The organism is Georhizobium profundi (assembly GCF_003952725.1).
In the GTDB taxonomy this organism is placed as follows: Bacteria; Pseudomonadota; Alphaproteobacteria; order Rhizobiales; family Rhizobiaceae; genus Georhizobium; species Georhizobium profundi.
In genome coordinates, this window is sequence record NZ_CP032509.1 from 3,937,096 (window position 1) to 3,952,895 (window position 15,800).

The 15,800-nt window shown below is 61.5% G+C and carries 15 protein-coding genes and 1 pseudogene; 2 read left to right on the forward strand and 14 right to left on the reverse strand.

The genetic code is table 11. The annotated features are described in order from the left end of the window. Positions 1 to 83: 83 nt before the first annotated feature. Positions 84 to 1,436, forward strand: a pseudogene (locus D5400_RS19015) (methyl-accepting chemotaxis protein); the annotation flags it as partial. A gap of 75 nt (positions 1,437 to 1,511) precedes the next feature. Here D5400_RS19015 and D5400_RS19020 read toward each other — a convergent pair. The 7 genes from D5400_RS19020 to D5400_RS19055 form a co-directional block, all read right to left on the reverse strand. Then, positions 1,512 to 1,745, reverse strand: coding sequence for a hypervirulence associated TUDOR domain-containing protein (locus D5400_RS19020; protein WP_126011722.1), 234 nt, complete (start codon positions 1,743 to 1,745; stop codon positions 1,512 to 1,514). Positions 1,746 to 1,846: 101 nt separating this feature from the next. Then, positions 1,847 to 2,284, reverse strand: a complete 438-nt coding sequence (locus D5400_RS19025; protein WP_126011724.1) for an FKBP-type peptidyl-prolyl cis-trans isomerase — start codon at positions 2,282 to 2,284, stop codon at positions 1,847 to 1,849. Between the two features lie 214 nt (positions 2,285 to 2,498). Continuing rightward, entirely contained in the window at positions 2,499 to 4,094 is a 1,596-nt protein-coding gene (gene serA, locus D5400_RS19030; RefSeq protein WP_126011726.1) for a phosphoglycerate dehydrogenase, read from the reverse strand. Positions 4,095 to 4,180: 86 nt separating this feature from the next. Further along, on the reverse strand, positions 4,181 to 5,356 hold the full coding sequence (locus D5400_RS19035) for a phosphoserine transaminase (RefSeq protein WP_126011728.1): 1,176 nt from the start codon (positions 5,354 to 5,356) through the stop codon (positions 4,181 to 4,183). A gap of 164 nt (positions 5,357 to 5,520) precedes the next feature. Continuing rightward, on the reverse strand, positions 5,521 to 5,730 hold the full coding sequence (locus D5400_RS19040; RefSeq protein ID WP_126011730.1) for a hypothetical protein: 210 nt from the start codon (positions 5,728 to 5,730) through the stop codon (positions 5,521 to 5,523). Between the two features lie 83 nt (positions 5,731 to 5,813). Continuing rightward, on the reverse strand, positions 5,814 to 6,023 hold the full coding sequence (locus D5400_RS19045; RefSeq protein WP_126011732.1) for a hypothetical protein: 210 nt from the start codon (positions 6,021 to 6,023) through the stop codon (positions 5,814 to 5,816). A gap of 474 nt (positions 6,024 to 6,497) precedes the next feature. Continuing rightward, the gene (locus D5400_RS19055; protein WP_126011736.1) at positions 6,498 to 6,710 is read right to left on the reverse strand and encodes a hypothetical protein; all 213 of its coding nucleotides are present in this window, start codon (positions 6,708 to 6,710) and stop codon (positions 6,498 to 6,500) included. A gap of 240 nt (positions 6,711 to 6,950) precedes the next feature. Here D5400_RS19055 and D5400_RS19060 point away from each other — a divergent pair, with 240 nt between their 5' ends. Beyond that, positions 6,951 to 7,178, forward strand: coding sequence for a hypothetical protein (locus D5400_RS19060; RefSeq protein ID WP_126011738.1), 228 nt, complete (start codon positions 6,951 to 6,953; stop codon positions 7,176 to 7,178). Between the two features lie 79 nt (positions 7,179 to 7,257). Here the strand turns inward: D5400_RS19060 and D5400_RS19065 are convergent, their stop codons facing one another. The 7 genes from D5400_RS19065 to pal form a co-directional block, all read right to left on the reverse strand. Continuing rightward, positions 7,258 to 7,956, reverse strand: a complete 699-nt coding sequence (locus tag D5400_RS19065) for an outer membrane protein (protein WP_126011740.1) — start codon at positions 7,954 to 7,956, stop codon at positions 7,258 to 7,260. Between the two features lie 217 nt (positions 7,957 to 8,173). Further along, positions 8,174 to 8,956 (reverse strand): outer membrane protein, encoded by a 783-nt coding sequence (locus D5400_RS19070; protein WP_126011742.1) that lies wholly within the window; start codon positions 8,954 to 8,956, stop codon positions 8,174 to 8,176. A 201-nt stretch (positions 8,957 to 9,157) separates the two neighbouring features. Beyond that, a complete protein-coding gene (glmM, locus tag D5400_RS19075) occupies positions 9,158 to 10,510 on the reverse strand; it encodes a phosphoglucosamine mutase (protein WP_126011744.1) in 1,353 nt (450 codons plus the stop codon). Between the two features lie 177 nt (positions 10,511 to 10,687). Beyond that, a complete protein-coding gene (gene ftsH, locus D5400_RS19080) occupies positions 10,688 to 12,619 on the reverse strand; it encodes an ATP-dependent zinc metalloprotease FtsH (RefSeq protein ID WP_126011746.1) in 1,932 nt (643 codons plus the stop codon). 90 nt (positions 12,620 to 12,709) lie between these two features. Next, a complete protein-coding gene (gene tilS, locus D5400_RS19085; protein WP_126011748.1) occupies positions 12,710 to 14,086 on the reverse strand; it encodes a tRNA lysidine(34) synthetase TilS in 1,377 nt (458 codons plus the stop codon). Further along, positions 14,086 to 15,075 (reverse strand): tol-pal system protein YbgF, encoded by a 990-nt coding sequence (ybgF, locus tag D5400_RS19090; RefSeq protein WP_126011750.1) that lies wholly within the window; start codon positions 15,073 to 15,075, stop codon positions 14,086 to 14,088. Before ybgF ends, tilS begins: the two co-directional genes overlap by 1 nt. Positions 15,076 to 15,236: 161 nt before the next feature. After that, positions 15,237 to 15,776 (reverse strand): peptidoglycan-associated lipoprotein Pal, encoded by a 540-nt coding sequence (gene pal, locus D5400_RS19095; RefSeq protein WP_126011752.1) that lies wholly within the window; start codon positions 15,774 to 15,776, stop codon positions 15,237 to 15,239. Between the last annotated feature and the right edge of the window lie 24 nt (positions 15,777 to 15,800).

Consider the following 15,800-nt stretch of genomic DNA (forward strand, 5'->3'; position numbering starts at 1 on the left):
TGCAGGAGACCTCGGTTGCGGCAGGGACCATCCTCTTTGCAGCGCTTCTTACGCTCGCCAGCGCCTTCTTCATCAGCCGCTCGATCGCCACGCCCGTCATGGAACTGAAATCGGTCATGCGTGAAGTGGCGGAGAACAATACGTCGACGGACGTGCCGCACATCGACCGTCGGGACGAGATCGGCGAGATGGCCAAGGCGCTCGTGCTGTTGCGCCAGTCGGTCATCGACCGCAACCTGCTGGAAAGCAGCAAGGCCGAACAACAGGCGCAGATCGACGCCGAGCGCAGCGACAACGAACTGACCCGCCGTCGCCACGCAGAAGAGGTGCAACTCGCCATCGACGGCATCGGTCAGGCGCTGAGCGAACTTGCCGATGGCAATCTGCTCTATCGCATCGACACCCGGTTCAGCGGCCAGCTCGATGTGCTGCGCGAGAACTTCAACCACTCGGTCGCCAAGCTCGATGACGCGATGCGGGCGGTTGGCGAGAATGCGCGCGGCATCGATGCCGGTTCGCGCGAGATCCAGTCGGCGGCTGACGATCTGTCCCGCCGCACGGAGCAGCAGGCAGCCTCGGTCGAAGAAACGGCAGCGGCTCTTGAAGAAATCACGACCACAGTCAAGGACAGCGCACGCCGCGCCGAAGAGGCACGCCAGCTGGTGGCGCGCACCAAGGACGGTGCCGAGCGCTCGGGCGCCATCGTGCGCGATGCCGTGCACGCGATGGAAAAGATCGAGAACTCATCGGTCGAGATCGCCAACATCATTGGCCTGATCGACGACATCGCGTTCCAGACCAACCTGCTTGCACTGAATGCCGGTGTTGAAGCGGCCCGAGCCGGTGATGCCGGCAAGGGCTTTGCCGTCGTCGCCCAGGAAGTGCGGGAGCTTGCCCAGCGCTCCGCTTCGGCGGCCCGCGAGATCAAGACGCTGATCAGCTCATCCGGCGATCAGGTCAAGCAGGGCGTCGATCTCGTCGGCCGCACCGGCGATGCGCTGCAGGCAATCGTGACCGAGGTTCAGGAGATCAACGCACATGTTGCCGCGATCGCGGAGAGCGCCAAGGAACAATCGATCGGGCTCGGTGAGATCAACAGCGCCGTGAACACGATGGATCAGGGTACGCAGCAGAACGCCGCGATGGTGGAGCAGTCAACGGCTGCAAGCCATAATCTCGCCCGGGAAGCGGCCGAGCTGAACGCGCTGCTTTCACAGTTCAGGATGGGGGACGACGCTGCATCCAAGCTTGCCCCGAGCCAACCCACGCCGTCACGGGTCGCCAAAGCCAGGGGCCCTGCGCATGTCAGCGCCAGCACGAACTCACGTCCCTCACCTGCTCGTGCGCTCGGACGGCGACTAGCCGGAGCGTTTGGCGGTGGCGCAGCGACGGCAGCTGCGGCTCGTCCGAGCGAGGAGAACTGGGAAGAGTTCTGAGAAGAGATGCCTCGGCTAGACCGATCAGTGAGTGAATAAATACGGCGCGCTCCTCATGGGGCGCGCCGTTTTGCATCAGGAGGCCTTCTTCAATTCGCTGTGGCCCTTCAGCACGCGGTCACCGTCTTCCTGTTCGATGAGATAAGCCGGATCGTCCTTGGACGCATCGCGGGTGATCTTCTCGCCCTTGATCGTGCGCGTGACTTTTTCGGTGAAGCTTTCGGCGACCTTCCCCGTGCCCTTGCCGTTGCCCCACTTCCACTCGACCTTGGTGCCCTTGCGGTATTTTTCCACGTCACTTGTCTCCATGACTTGATCGTGGCGATCAACGTGAGGTCACGGTCGTGGTTCCCATCCAACAAAAAAGGCCGGCAAAGCCGACCTTTTGAAAAGCACGCCGTCAAACCAGATCACGCAGCCTTGACGATCTCCACCAGCTCGACCGCGAAGACGAGATCACGGCCGGCCAGCGGATGGTTGCCGTCCACCGTCACGCTGTCCTCGTCGACTTCGACCACCGTCAGCTGAACGGTTTGGCCACTCTGCGTCTGAGCCTGAAGCTGCGCACCGGGCTGTATGTTCACTTCCGAGGGGATCGCGTCGCGCGGAACCTGCTGGATGCTCTGCGGATCGTGCGGGCCATAGGCCTGCTCGGCCGGGATCGTGACCGTCGACTTTTCACCAACCGCCATGCCCTGCACTTCCTGATCGAGACCGGGGATGATCTGGCCAGAACCCACCGTGAATTCCAGCGGATCGCGACCTTCGGAGCTGTCGAACTGGGTGCCGTCGGTCAGCGTACCCGTGTAGTGGATGCGTACGAGATCGCCGGTTTTTGCCTGTGCCATGCGCAGACCTTTCTCTTGCGGAACGCGGCTCGGGAGATCGCGCTTGAGAACGATCACCGCGTTGTTTCGTGTGAATTCGAACCCACAAGATAGGCATTCATGCGCAGATTGAAACATTTCGCGCGATAAAATCGGACAACCGGCCGTCATGTACCGCGCAGAATGGGCATTTTCGGTCGCCGGCAGCTGGACCGCCGGCGACCATGGTTGAAGATCAATCGACGTTGAACTGCAGGGCCTTGGCGGACTGAACCTGCGGATGGCTGCGCAGTTCGTCCAGAACGCTCTCGTCCACCGGTCCGTCGACATAGAGAAGCGCAATCGCATTGCCGCCGGCGACATCGCGGCCCAGCTGGAAGTTCGCGATGTTGACGCCGGCCTTGCCGAAGATGGTGCCGAGGAGGCCGATGAAGCCCGGCTTGTCCTCGTTCGTGGTGTAGACCATGTGGCGGCCGATCTCCGCGTCGAGATTGATGCCCTTGATCTGGATGAAACGCGGCTTGCCGTCGGAGAAGACAGTGCCGGCGATCGAGCGGGTCTGGTTCTCCGTCTTGACGGTGAGACGAATGTAGCCGTCGAAAATGCCCGACTTGTCGCGCTTCACCTCGGAGAAGAGAATGCCGCGCTCCTTGGCCATGATCGGCGCCGAAACCATGTTGACGTCGGCGACCTGCGCCCGGATCAGACCGGCGAGAACTGCGGACGACAGGGCCTTGGTGTTGAGTTCGGCCGTGACGCCGTCATAGAGAACCTCGACCTCCTGGATGGAGCTCTCGGTCGCCTGCCCCACAAAGGCACCGAGCATATCGGCGAGCTTGACGAAAGGCTTGAGGCGCGGTGCTTCTTCCGCCGAGATCGACGGCATGTTGATGGCGTTGGTGACGGCGCCCTTCAGGAGATAATCGGCCATCTGCTCGGCCACCTGCAGCGCGACGTTTTCCTGGGCTTCCGTCGTGGAGGCGCCCAGATGCGGCGTGCAGACCACGTTTTCGAGGCCGAAGAGCGGGCTTTCCGTCGCCGGCTCGGTTTCGAACACATCGAAGCCAGCCCCGGCCACCTTGCCGGATTTCAGCGCTTCGGCGAGATCGGCTTCCACGACGAGACCGCCACGGGCGCAGTTGATGATGCGCACGCCGTCCTTCATCTTGGCGATCGCCGCCGCATTGATGATGTTGCGGGTCTTGTCGGTCAGCGGCACGTGCATGGTGATGAAGTCGGCGCGGGCAAACAGCGTGTCCAGATCGACCTTCTCAACGCCCAGCTGGTCTGCACGCTCGGGCGACAGGAACGGATCGAAGGCGACGACGTGCATCTTGAGGCCGATGGCGCGGGTCGCGACGATCGAACCAATGTTGCCGCAGCCGATGACACCGAGGGTCTTGCCGGTGATTTCCACGCCCATGAAGCGGTTCTTTTCCCACTTGCCGGCTTGGGTGGAAACGTCGGCCGCGGGCAGCTGGCGGGCGACGGCGAACATGAGCGCGATGGCGTGCTCGGCCGTCGTGATCGAATTGCCGAAGGGCGTGTTCATCACGATGATGCCCTTGCGGCTTGCTGCAGGGATATCGACGTTGTCGACGCCGATGCCGGCGCGTCCGATGACCTTGAGGTTGCCAGCGGCTTCGATGATCTTTTCGGTCACCTTGGTGGCCGAGCGGATGGCGAGACCATCATAGTTGCCGATGATCTCGAGTAGCTTTTCCTTGTCCTTGCCGAGCTTCGGCTGGAAATCGACGTCGATGCCCCGATCCTTGAATATCTGGACGGCGGTTTCGGAGAGAGCGTCGGATACGAGTACGCGCGGTGCCATGTCTGGCCTCCTGAAATGATGAACGAATTTTTGGATGTGTGCGGATCGGCCAGCGCTCGGGAACGCTGGCCGTATCGATCAAGCGATCAGGCGGCAGCCTTGAGCGTCGCCTTCTCAGCCTGGAAAGCCCAGTCGAGCCACGGCATCAGCGCTTCGAGATCGGAGGTCTCGACGGTTGCGCCACACCAGATGCGAAGACCGGCCGGCGCATCGCGATAGGCGCCGATGTCATAGGCGACGCCCTGCTTGTCGAGAGCGGTGACGATGCCCTTGGCGAAGGCAGCCTGTTCGTCGTCGGAGAGCGCGGTGACGTCCGGATCGGCGATCGTCAGGCACACGGAGGTGTTCGACCGGGTCTCGTCGACCTTCGCCAGATTGGCGATCCACGGCGTCTCGGCGACGAAATCGAAGATCACCTTGGCGTTTGCGTCGGCGCGCGCCACAAGCGCATCGAGACCACCGAGGGACTTCGCCCATTTCAGCGCATCGACATAGTCCTCGACGCAGAGCATCGACGGGGTGTTGATCGTTTCACCCTTGAAGATGCCTTCGATGAGCTTGCCGCCCTTCGTCATGCGGAAGATCTTCGGCAGTGGCCAGGTGGGCTGGTAGCTCTCGAGCCGTGCGACAGCGCGGGGGCTGAGGATCAAGACGCCGTGACCGCCCTCGCCGCCTAGAACCTTCTGCCAGGAGAAGGTGACGACATCGAGCTTGGCGAAATCGAGCTTCTGGGCGAATGCCGCGGAGGTCGCGTCGCAGATCGTCAGGCCCTGGCGGTCGGTGGGGATGAAATCGGCGTTCGGCACGCGCACGCCAGAGGTCGTGCCGTTCCAGGTGAAGACGACGTCGCGATCGAAATCGATGGACGCCAGATCCGGCAGCTCGCCATAGGCAGCTTCGATCTTGCGGGTGTCGGCGATCTTCAGCTGCTTGACGGCATCCGTCACCCAGCCGGCGCCGAAGCTTTCCCAGGCGACCATGTCGACACCGCGCTCGCCGAGCAACGACCACATGGCCATTTCGACAGCGCCCGTATCGGAGGCCGGAACGATGCCGATGCGGTAATCGGCCGGCACCTGCAGCACTTCGCGCGTCAGGTCGATCGCCTCGGCGAGGCGCGTTTTGCCGATCTTGGAACGGTGGGAGCGGCCGAGCGTGTCCGTGGACAACCGGTCCAGCGACCATCCGGGTCGCTTGGCGCAAGGGCCTGAGGAGAAATTGGGGTTTTGCGGACGCAACTCGGGCGTCGGGAAATTGCTCATCGCGGTCTATCCTTCCAGATAGTAAGCCTCTCGGTGGGGAGAGGTGGCCCGCGACGGGAATTACTGCAGAGCGCATCACTCTGCAAGAGGCCGCTAAAAAGAAAAGCCGCCGCTCCAGGGAGAGCGACGGCTTTTGGAGGTCAGATGCTCAGTGACGCCAATGATTACTGGCGGACGACCGGACCCGAGAAGTCGTTGAAGCGGGCTTCATCCGTTGCATAGCTTGCCGGTGCGTTCATCGTCACGACGCCAGAAGCGGCATTGTAGTCGTTTGCAACCGGGCCGCGGAAATCGGAGATCGAGGTCTGGGCGGCTGCGACCGTGGCGGTGGTTGCGACGATGGCGGCTGCGAGTGCGAGTACAGAGTTCTTCATGTTCAAGATCCTTATGTTTTTGGTCACCACGCCAGTGACGGGGAGATACTCAACCCGTCACGGCCATGAGGGAAGTTCGACGATTACTGGCGGACGACCGGGCCGGAGAAGTCGTTGAAGCGACCTTCATCGGACATGATCGAGGCAGGAGCATCCATGCCGATGGCGCCCGAAGAGGTGGTGTAATCATTGGCGAGCGGGCCACGGAACTCAGAAATCGGGGTCTGAGCGGCAGCAACCGTTGCGGTCGTTGCGATGATGGCGGCGGCAAGTGCAAACACAGAGTTTTTCATGATCGTTTTCCTTTTTTCTTACGTTTGTTCACTCGGCAGAGGACGGTTCATCGCCCGCCGCCGAGAGATCCTTCTGATTGGTCGCCTTACTGACGGACGACAGGACCAGAGAAGTCGTTGAAGCGGTTTTCGCTACCGAAGGTGCCGTAAGCACCATCGACGCTTGGGCCAGCCGAGTAGGTTGTGGCATCAGCACCTACGGGTCCACGGAACTCGGAGATTGGCGTCTGAGCAACGGCGACCGATGCAGAAGCTGCAATGACGGCGGCGGCAAGTGCAAACACAGAATTTTTCATTTTAGTGGCCTTTCTATTCTTCTTCTTTGATCAGTGAGCGTAACAGAGGGCTCAAAGCTTTTGCCCTGCTCCATGACTGTAACTTGGTGCGCCTCTGGGAGGATTGTCAGTGCGCAAACTGTGAACGCTGTGTGACGACTTTCTTTTGAAACTTTTTCGAGAGCGCGATGTGAGCCAGTCAGCGACCGACCGCACCGGACGTGTGATAGAAGCGCGGCGCATCGTTGAAATTGCCGTAGTCGGCTTCCATCCGGGTTGGCGCGGCATAACTTGCGTGATTGTCGGCAAACGTCCCGCGCGGGGCGCACAGCAGGCCCTCAGCGGATGCGGACTGGTGGTAAAGGGTGGCTGCCAGCAAAGCCGCGACAACCGCAAACACAGAATTCTTCATGAAGATGGTCCTTGGAATTTTCTTGTTTTTGACAGGCATGCGCGCCGAGGCGCTGCTCGCTGTTGGCGACCATGTGGTTTGTGGCAGGCTCGGTCGGAAGAGCCGATATTGTGAACGCTGTGTGACAGCGCTCATGAAAACAATCGCGTGATCGCGCTTTCGAAGACGTGAGGCGAGACACCTTGCCTTGCAGGCAACGAACGCGCAAAAAGCGCGGTGAGAAGCACAGGGAGCAGCCATATGCGGCCATCATTCTTACCCCGGCTCGCCGGGCTCATCGTTCTGACAGGTCTTGCAGCCGGCTGCAGCAGCGGTGGCGGCTATGCCGGCTACACCGAATATCGTGTTGCCCCCGTCAAGACGGAGCTCGAGATCCGCCAAGAGCAGGCAGAAGCGCGGCAGCGCAGCAGTACGAACCGTGGACGTATCGTCGACACGGGCGGGACTGGAATTCTTTTCGGCAAGTAAGCGTTACCTGGCCCACCAAGCCAATAAAAAAGGCGGCTGAGGTATCCTCGCCGCCTTTCTGTTTAATGCGTGGGTCCGACTACCAGAGAGAGTAGCGCAGACCTGCGCGAACTTCGTGACGCGTGAACCCATCGTCGTCGAGGGTCCCCGCAAGCGTATCGACCACGGCGCCCCCATCGACATCCATATAGCGATAGCCGAAATCGACCTTCAGGCTTTTCGAGACGTCGTAGGACACGCCGGCCATCAGGGCGTAGGTGAAGCGCCAGTCGTCTCCGCCGCCGAAGCGGGCAAGGCCAACGTCCACGTCGTCGAAGCCAGCATAGGTGTAGCCGGCGCCGGCGCCGACGTAAGGCGTGAAGCCGGCGATTGTGCCTAGGTCAACATAGGCGTTGGCCAGCAGCGCAAAGGCATCGTAGCCGCAGGGCTGAGCGACGTTGCAGAAGCCACCGGCCACCACACCTTCGGCATCACCCTTCATGTAGTCCGCCGTCAGATCGGTGCGGATAAGATCGGTCCACTGATACCCGACGCCCAACCCGCCGGATACTTCTGACTTCATGCGGAAACTGTCGAAATCGCCATTGCCGGTCTCATCGTCAACCGCATAGCCGATGTCGCCACGCAAGTACCAGCCGTTGCCGATTTCGACAGGGCGGGTGCGATCGATTTCCGGGGAATAGATGATCCTGTCCAGATCGGCTGCCGCGCTCGTACCGGAAAAACCAGCGATCACCGCTGCGGATACGACCAGAGAAGAGATGATGTGCTTGACCATGGATTGCCTCTCAAAATAGCCGCTCACAGGAAAGCCGGTGGCCTTTGCCGGTCTCGGGCTTGATGGTGCAATCATGAGTGGAGAGTGGTTAAGTCCCGGTTAAGCATGTTCATTAAGTATGTTTTTTAACCGCCAGGGCTTGTGAGCGGACAGCAAAAACCCCGCCTCGGTGCGAGACGGGGTTTGATTGTGCCCTGCCCTGACAGCAGTGATCGGATCAGTGGAATGCGTAACGGACGCCGACCTTGAAGTCATGCGAGCTGATGTCGCGGAATTCCATCGGGTTGACGATGTTGTTCGTGCCATCGAAGGTCGTGATGTCGCCGCTCTGGCCATCACCCAGATGGACATAGGAATAGCCGAAATCGACCGTCAGCTGGTCGGTGACTTCATAGCCGACACCGGCGTGCAGCGCCCAGGCAAGGTCCCACTTGCTGTCGGCATCCGCATAGGCGAGCGTGGGCGAACCTGTTGCCGGGTCGATGCCAGCGTCGCGGAAGGAGTGGATCGAGTTGCGCGAAGCACCGATACCGGCTCCGACGTAAGGCACGATGCCGTTGAAGTTGCCGAGATCGGCGTAGAGGTTGGCGAGGAACAGCCACTCCGACTTCTTGGCTGTGTAGTTGTTGAACCGGGCATTGCCTCCAGCGTCGGTGAAGGTATCGAGGCCGTGGAAGCCTGCCTCGCCGCGATATTCGGCCGTTGCGTCGAGACGCAGCCAGTTGTTGACGGCATACCCGACGCCGCCACCACCCAGTACACCGGCTTCGAAGTTCTTGTCGCGGATGACGAGATCGGCGGTCGTATCGAAGAGCACGTTGTAGAGCGAGCCAACGCGCTGGTTGCTCATTCCCAGATAACCCTTGAGGTAGAACCCGCCGAGTTCGATCTTGGGAGCCGGTTCATAGACCGGCGGTACATAGATATCGGCCGCCTGCGCAGGCAGGCTGACGCCGGCAAACAAAGTTACGACCGCGGTCGCCGTTGCCCATCGCAGCATTTTGTCCATCCTTCACAAATAAACCGGCACGGCCGGTCGCTGTCTCGGAATGGATCATGATTTCGAATGGTTAAATTGGATTTAACCACGTCTGTTTACCAGGATTATTATCAGTTTTCTCACCATGACAAAGACAAGACCCCCGACCTGGAATGGATCGAGGGCCTTGAGCAATTCGATGCTTGATTGATCGTTAAGAAGTTAGGCGGCCTGCCGCACACCTGCAATGACCCCGACGAGATCATCGACGATCTTTTCGATCTGAGCGCGGTCGTCGCCTTCCGCCATCACCCGGATCAGGGGTTCGGTGCCGGACGCACGGATGACGAGCCGGCCGGAATTGTCGAGCGCCGCCGTGGCATCGGCGATCGCCTCCTGGACGGACTTGTCCTCGAGCGGCTTCCCGCCGGTGACACGTACGTTCCGCAGCAATTGCGGGACGGGCTCGAAGCGACGGCAGACTTCGCTCACCGGCTTGTTCATGCGCTTGACGCAGGCCAGCACCTGCAGCGCGGCGACGAGTCCATCCCCGGTCGTTGCAAAATCTGACAGCACGATATGGCCGGACTGCTCGCCGCCGACGTTGAAATTGTGGCTGCGCATATGCTCGACCACGTAGCGATCCCCCACCTTGGTGCGCTGGAGCGACAGGCCCTTGTCACCGAGGAAGCGCTCCAGGCCGAGGTTCGACATGACGGTGGCAACGACGCCGCCGCCGACGAGTCGCTCATCGGCTGCCCAGGATTCGGCGATCACGGCCATCAGCTGGTCGCCATCCACCACCGTGCCGTTCTCGTCGACGATCAGCACGCGGTCTGCGTCACCATCGAGCGCAATGCCGATATCGGCACGAACTTCGTGAACTTTCTTGGCGAGCGCCACCGGGCTTGTCGACCCGCAATCGAGATTGATGTTGCGGCCATTGGGTTCGACGCCGAGCGGCACGACTTCGGCGCCCAGTTCCCAAAGTGCTGCCGGTGCCACCTTGTAGGCTGCACCATTGGCGCAATCGATCGCAATGCGCAGCCCGTTCAGGGTGACGTCGCGCGGCAGTGTGCGCTTCACGAACTCGATGTAGCGATAGATGTCGCCATCGACGCGCTTGGCCCGTCCGATCTTGTCGGCTGGTGCCAGCAGCTTCGCCATGTCGTCGTCGATCAGGCTTTCGATCGTCGCCTCGACATCGTCGGACAGCTTGTAGCCGTCCGGGCCGAAGAGTTTTATCCCGTTGTCCTGATAGGGATTGTGCGAGGCGGAGATCATCACACCGATGTCGCAGCGCATCGAGCGGGTCAGCATCGCGACGGCAGGCGTCGGGATCGGACCAAGCAAGAAGACATCGAGCCCGGCCGCCGTGAAGCCCGCGACCAGCGCGTTTTCCAGCATGTAGCCCGACAGGCGCGTATCCTTGCCGATCACTACCCGATGCCGATGGTCGCCACGGCGAAACAGCGTGCCAACGGCCAGACCGACACGCATAGCGACGTCGGGTGTCATGTTGCCGGTGTTGGAGGTGCCCCTGATGCCATCGGTGCCAAAGTAACGACGCGTCATGAATGTCCCGCTTTTTCTAAAATACCGCTTCACGAACCCGGAGTGAGTGCTTGGTGACGGCTCTTCGCATCAGATTATGCGCAGTTATGGTCATAATAGGTTGATTGAAGTCAAAAGGCCGCCCATGAGGGCGGCCTTTCCACAGTTGTGGTAAAAGAAGTCAGGCAGCGAACGCCGTTATTGCGGCTGCGGCTCCAAGCCACCTTCGGGCTCGCCACCCTTCTTCGGCTCTTTCTTCGGGCCTGCCTTGGGAACGGACGATCCACGGGTCGGCGGCGTGTCGTCGCCGATATCGCGGGCCGGCTTTTCGCCGCGGATGATCGCCTTGATCTCTTCGCCCGTCAGCGTTTCGTATTCCAGAAGACCTTCGGCGATGGCGACGAACGCCTCGTGGCTGGTCGTCAGAATTTCCTTCGCCTCGGTGTAGGCCGCATCGATCAGTCGACGGATTTCGCTGTCGATCGTCTGCGCGGTCGATTCCGAGACGTTCTTCTGCTGCGACACGGAGTGACCGAGGAAGACTTCCTGCTGGTTTTCGCCATAGGCGACGTGGCCAAGCTTGTCGGAGAAGCCCCATTGCGTGACCATCGCGCGGGCAAGCTTGGTGGCCTGCTCGATGTCGGATGACGCGCCGGAGGTGATGTTCTCTTTGCCGAAGGTGATTTCCTCGGCAACACGTCCGCCCATCATGATGGCAAGGCGCGAGACCATCCACTTGTAGCTCATGGAGTAGCGGTCGCCTTCCGGCAGCTGCATCACCATGCCGAGCGCGCGGCCGCGAGGCACGATGGTGGCCTTGTGGACCGGATCGGCGACGGGCACCTGCATGGCAACGATCGCGTGGCCGGCCTCGTGGTAGGCGGTCAGCTTCTTTTCTTCCTGCGTCATGGCGTTGGAGCGGCGCTCCGCACCCATCATGACTTTGTCCTTGGCATCCTCGAACTCGGCCATGGTGACCAGCCGCTTGTTACGGCGGGCAGCCATCAAGGCAGCTTCGTTCACGAGGTTCATCAGGTCGGCACCGGAGAAGCCCGGTGTGCCACGTGCGAGGGTGCGCAGGTCGACGTTCGGTGCAAGCGGCACGTTGCGCACGTGCACCTTGAGGATGCGCTCGCGGCCGGCAACGTCTGGGTTCGGCACGACGACCTGACGGTCGAAACGGCCGGGACGCATCAGCGCGGGATCGAGAACGTCGGGGCGGTTGGTCGCCGCGATGAGAATGATGCCCTCATTCGCCTCGAAGCCGTCCATTTCGACGAGCAGCTGGTTGAGCGTCTGTTCGCGCTCGTCATTGCCGCCGCCAAGGCCTGCGCCACGGTGGCGGCCGACAGCGTCGATTTCGTCGATGAAGATGATGCAAGGCGCGTTCTTCTTGGCTTGCTCGAACATGTCCCGCACGCGGCTTGCGCCCACGCCGACGAACATTTCGACGAAGTCCGAACCGGAAATCGTGAAGAACGGCACATTCGCTTCCCCGGCGACCGAACGGGCGAGAAGCGTCTTGCCGGTTCCGGGCGGGCCGACAAGCAGCACGCCACGCGGAATGCGGCCGCCAAGGCGCTGGAACTTCTGCGGGTCGCGCAGGAACTCGACGATTTCCTCGAGATCTTCCTTGGCTTCGTCAACGCCGGCGACATCTTCGAACGTCACGCGGCCATGCGCTTCGGTGAGAAGCTTGGCCTTGGACTTGCCGAAGCCCATCGCGCCGCGCGAGCCACCCTGCATCTGGCGCATGAAGAAAATCCACACGCCGAGAATGAGCAGGATCGGCAGCCAGGAGATCAGATAACCGAAAAGGGTGTTGGAGCTGTCAACTTCAGGGCGCGCCGTGATGGCGACATTTGCGTCTTCGAGACGCTGCACCATTCCGGTATCGCCCGGAGAGTAGGTCTGGAAAGCGCTGCCATTCTCGGTATAGACGCCCGAAATGCGCTCGCCCATGATCGTCACTTCACGAATACGGCCCGAGTCCACATCCTGCAGAAATTGCGAGTAGCTGATGTCGCGCGCGTTCGCCCGTTCCGTGGGTTCCTGGAACATGTTGAAAAGCGCGATCAGCAAAAGCGCGATGATCGCCCAGAGGGCGAAGTTGCGGAAATTTGGGTTCATTGAACTCCCCAGGGCGGCATTGGCTCGCCGGTCAATCGAACTGCTCGTCGAGAGCTAACATAGGTTTGGCGCAGCCCCTTGCCAAGGCGGCTATTGTCGCATCATTCGATCAAGGTTCACAGTGCCAAGCGGTGGCGCCGGATAAAGCTCCAAACCCAGCAATCGCGTCAGCGAACGACCAATTGTCCGCTCGAATACCGGCAGAAAGGTGTCGTAGCGCGCGATCGCCGGAATTGGCTGGATACCTCGCCCATGGCCCCTGCTCTCACCGAGTTCGGGCGACGTGAAGTGCGCCCTTGGCAGGGCTGAACGGGCTGCTGCCGCGATGGAAGCCGTTGCGGCATCGGGAACGTCCAAATCCTCGCTGTCAGTCATGGGCGCCATCCGGGTGATCAGGACTGGGCGGTCTGTTGGATTTTCGACGCGAAACCTCCCGTCCCACAACCCGACGCTCCGCGGCTCAACGATCAGATCGGCAAAACCCCGATCCTCGCGCCAGATGAGAACATTGCCCGCGCGACGCATGACGATGCATCGGCCCAGCGCCAGTCGGCTGCCCGGTTTGGCCTCATCCAGAAATGTCCGTAGCTTCACTATCTTCGGGCCGGCAATAGGATAGACGAGCCCACCGGCGAGCGCGATTAGTTCAGCCACGACCTCGGCGAATAGGGATCGGCTCAATGTGCCGTCGTCACGCATGACGAACAAGGCGCAGCGCCACTGGCTGGCATGGGCCTCGATCGCAGCGGCAACCAGCTCGGCGCGATCGCCGCGCATGACTGCGGCAGTCTCGGTCCGACGCAGAAACTCCCCCACATCGGTATTGTTGAGCGGTGCCTTGCTCCGTTGCCGCACGCGTTCGTAGCGGTGGTCTGCATTGCTTGGATCGTCGATCCAGTCCACGCCCTGCGCCTCGAGATAATTCCGGAGGTCGGCGCGCCGACAGTTCAGGAACGGGCGGACGACCCAGGTTTTCTTCTCGAACAGCATCTGTGGTGCCATGCCGGCGGATCCGAATGCATCGGTGTCGCCTTGTCGGTCGGCGCGCATCTGAATGGTCTCGAACTGGTCGTCGATCGTGTGCGCCGTCAACACTGCGCCCGCACTGATCCGCCCTGCTTCATCTGCAAGCAGACGGTAGCGGGCCAGGCGCGCCGCGGCCTGGATGCCGCTTGACGGTTTTGCGCCGATCCAAGGCAGGATACGATGATCGATGCCCAGGCTTGCGCAGAAAGCGGCGACCGCTGCAGCTTCATCTGCGGCTTCGGCACGCAGGCGGTGATCGATAGTGGCCGCTGAAATGCGGATCGCAGGATACGCGCGCGTCACCGTTCGGTGAAAGGCGAGGAGCATCGCCATGGAATCGCTGCCGCCGGAAACGGCCAGGAGCAGCGGGCGCGATGGGTCGATCACATTCTCGAGGCAACGCGCAGCGGCAAATTCAGGTGCCGGACCGCGCTCCGCCATCAGCAACTGGCGTTGGACTGCTCGCGCGTCACTTTGTCTCTGACCGTTGCCGGAGCGTCCGGATAGCGCGACAGCACTTCACGATATGTCGCACAGGCCGTGTCCCGGTTGTCGAGCGCGGCCAGCGACATGCCGAGCTTCAGCAGCATTTCCGGAGCCTTGTCCGCCTGGGGAAAGTTCTGGTGCGCATTGAGGAACGTGCGCGCGGAATCGCTGAAGCTACCTTGCGAGAACTGGCTTTCGCCCAGCCAGAAATGCGCGTCGGCGATCTGTCCGCCATCCGGAAAAATATCGATATAGTCGCGGAATGCCGCCTCGGCGTCCGCGTAATCGCCAGCGAGAACGAGGTTGTAGGCATCGCGGTAGAGCGCATCGGGATCATCAAGCGACAGCGATGCCATCTGCCCGGTACCGGCCGCATTGGCGCCGCTCGTGGCCGTGTCCAGCGTGCGGGACAGATTGCCCTGCTCATCGAAGGTCAAGGAGCCCAACTGCGTTTCACCGGGCGCGACCGTGGATGACGGCTGTGTCGGCGGTGTGGGCGCGGCGGCGACATCCGGCTGGATCCCCGGAAGATCGGCCGAAGCGCCATCGTTACTTGAAGCGCCCGTTCCATTGGTGATGCTGTTGGTCCGGGTCGCATCGCCCGACGGCGCCCCGCCCTCGAGCGCCTGGAACCGGAACTCGTTGTCTTCCTGCACCTGGCGCATCTGCTCCTGGATCTGCAGCATCTGGAAGCCGAGCTCTTCGATGCGGCCATTCAGGCGGCGGATCTCTTCCTGGAGCTGACCGATCTGGTACTGAGCGTCAGCGCCCTGCACCTGAACGATCTGTGCGCCGCCCATGCCGGGCGCGGTTCCAACAGGTGCCGGTGGCGCGGGCCGCATGAGAAAATCGAGCGGTCCGGCCTGTGCTGCGGACGCCGTCATCACCGCCGTCAGCGCGACGACAGAAGCACGCAGAAATGAAGTACGAGATACGACAGCCATTGTCAGTCAATCCGCTTTGTGGGCCGCGTTGGTCGAGAGAGACCAACACCTTGTATAACCGGCGCACAGCATTGCAAGCAGAGTTCGGCCAAAGTTTGAAACACAATGAATCGGGCGGCCGAAATGGCCGCCCGATTGAAACGACTTGACTGGAGCGTCGCTTAGCTGCCGGCGCCGCCGAGCACCGTTACCGCACGGCGGTTCTGGGACCAGCAAGAGATGTCGTCGCAGACCGCGACTGGGCGTTCCTTACCGTAGGAAATCGTTCGGATACGGTTTGCTGGCACGCCGCGCGAAGCGAGATAGTCGCGAGCGGCAGCGGCACGGCGGGCGCCGAGCGCAAGGTTGTACTCGCGCGTTCCGCGCTCGTCGGCGTGACCTTCGACCGTGATCGAATAGTTCGAATACTGTGCCAGCCACTGCGCCTGGCGATCGAGCGTCTGCCCGGCCTGCTGGGTGATGGAGGACGAGTCGGTCTCGAAGAAGATGCGGTCGCCGACATTGACCGTGAAGTCCTGGGTCGAGCCTGGCGATGCGACGCCGCCCACGCCACCGATGCCACCTGCACCACCGGGGCCGCCAAGGCCGAGGTCAGCAGAGCTGTTGGGCATATTGTTGCGGGATGCACAGCCGGAAAGGACCAGCATGGCGACGAGAGCGATTGCGCCGGGCGAGCGAGCGAACGATTCCAAACGGCGCATGGCCGATCTCCTTGAAGGTCTCCA

Excerpts from the sequence above, each read along its gene's own strand:
- D5400_RS19035 (WP_126011728.1), bottom strand. The coding sequence starts at position 5,356 with ATGAGCAATTTCCCGACGCCCGAGTTGCGTCCGCAAAACCCCAATTTC.
- D5400_RS19040 (WP_126011730.1), bottom strand. The coding sequence starts at position 5,730 with ATGAAGAACTCTGTACTCGCACTCGCAGCCGCCATCGTCGCAACCACC.
- ftsH (WP_126011746.1), bottom strand. The coding sequence starts at position 12,619 with ATGAACCCAAATTTCCGCAACTTCGCCCTCTGGGCGATCATCGCGCTT.
- ybgF (WP_126011750.1), bottom strand. The coding sequence starts at position 15,075 with ATGGCTGTCGTATCTCGTACTTCATTTCTGCGTGCTTCTGTCGTCGCG.
- D5400_RS19060 (WP_126011738.1), top strand. The coding sequence starts at position 6,951 with ATGCGGCCATCATTCTTACCCCGGCTCGCCGGGCTCATCGTTCTGACA.
- glmM (WP_126011744.1), bottom strand. The coding sequence starts at position 10,510 with ATGACGCGTCGTTACTTTGGCACCGATGGCATCAGGGGCACCTCCAAC.
- serA (WP_126011726.1), bottom strand. The coding sequence starts at position 4,094 with ATGGCACCGCGCGTACTCGTATCCGACGCTCTCTCCGAAACCGCCGTC.
- D5400_RS19055 (WP_126011736.1), bottom strand. The coding sequence starts at position 6,710 with ATGAAGAATTCTGTGTTTGCGGTTGTCGCGGCTTTGCTGGCAGCCACC.
- pal (WP_126011752.1), bottom strand. The coding sequence starts at position 15,776 with ATGCGCCGTTTGGAATCGTTCGCTCGCTCGCCCGGCGCAATCGCTCTC.
- tilS (WP_126011748.1), bottom strand. The coding sequence starts at position 14,086 with ATGGCGGAGCGCGGTCCGGCACCTGAATTTGCCGCTGCGCGTTGCCTC.
- D5400_RS19065 (WP_126011740.1), bottom strand. The coding sequence starts at position 7,956 with ATGGTCAAGCACATCATCTCTTCTCTGGTCGTATCCGCAGCGGTGATC.
- D5400_RS19020 (WP_126011722.1), bottom strand. The coding sequence starts at position 1,745 with ATGGAGACAAGTGACGTGGAAAAATACCGCAAGGGCACCAAGGTCGAG.
- D5400_RS19070 (WP_126011742.1), bottom strand. The coding sequence starts at position 8,956 with ATGCTGCGATGGGCAACGGCGACCGCGGTCGTAACTTTGTTTGCCGGC.
- D5400_RS19025 (WP_126011724.1), bottom strand. The coding sequence starts at position 2,284 with ATGGCACAGGCAAAAACCGGCGATCTCGTACGCATCCACTACACGGGT.
- D5400_RS19045 (WP_126011732.1), bottom strand. The coding sequence starts at position 6,023 with ATGAAAAACTCTGTGTTTGCACTTGCCGCCGCCATCATCGCAACGACC.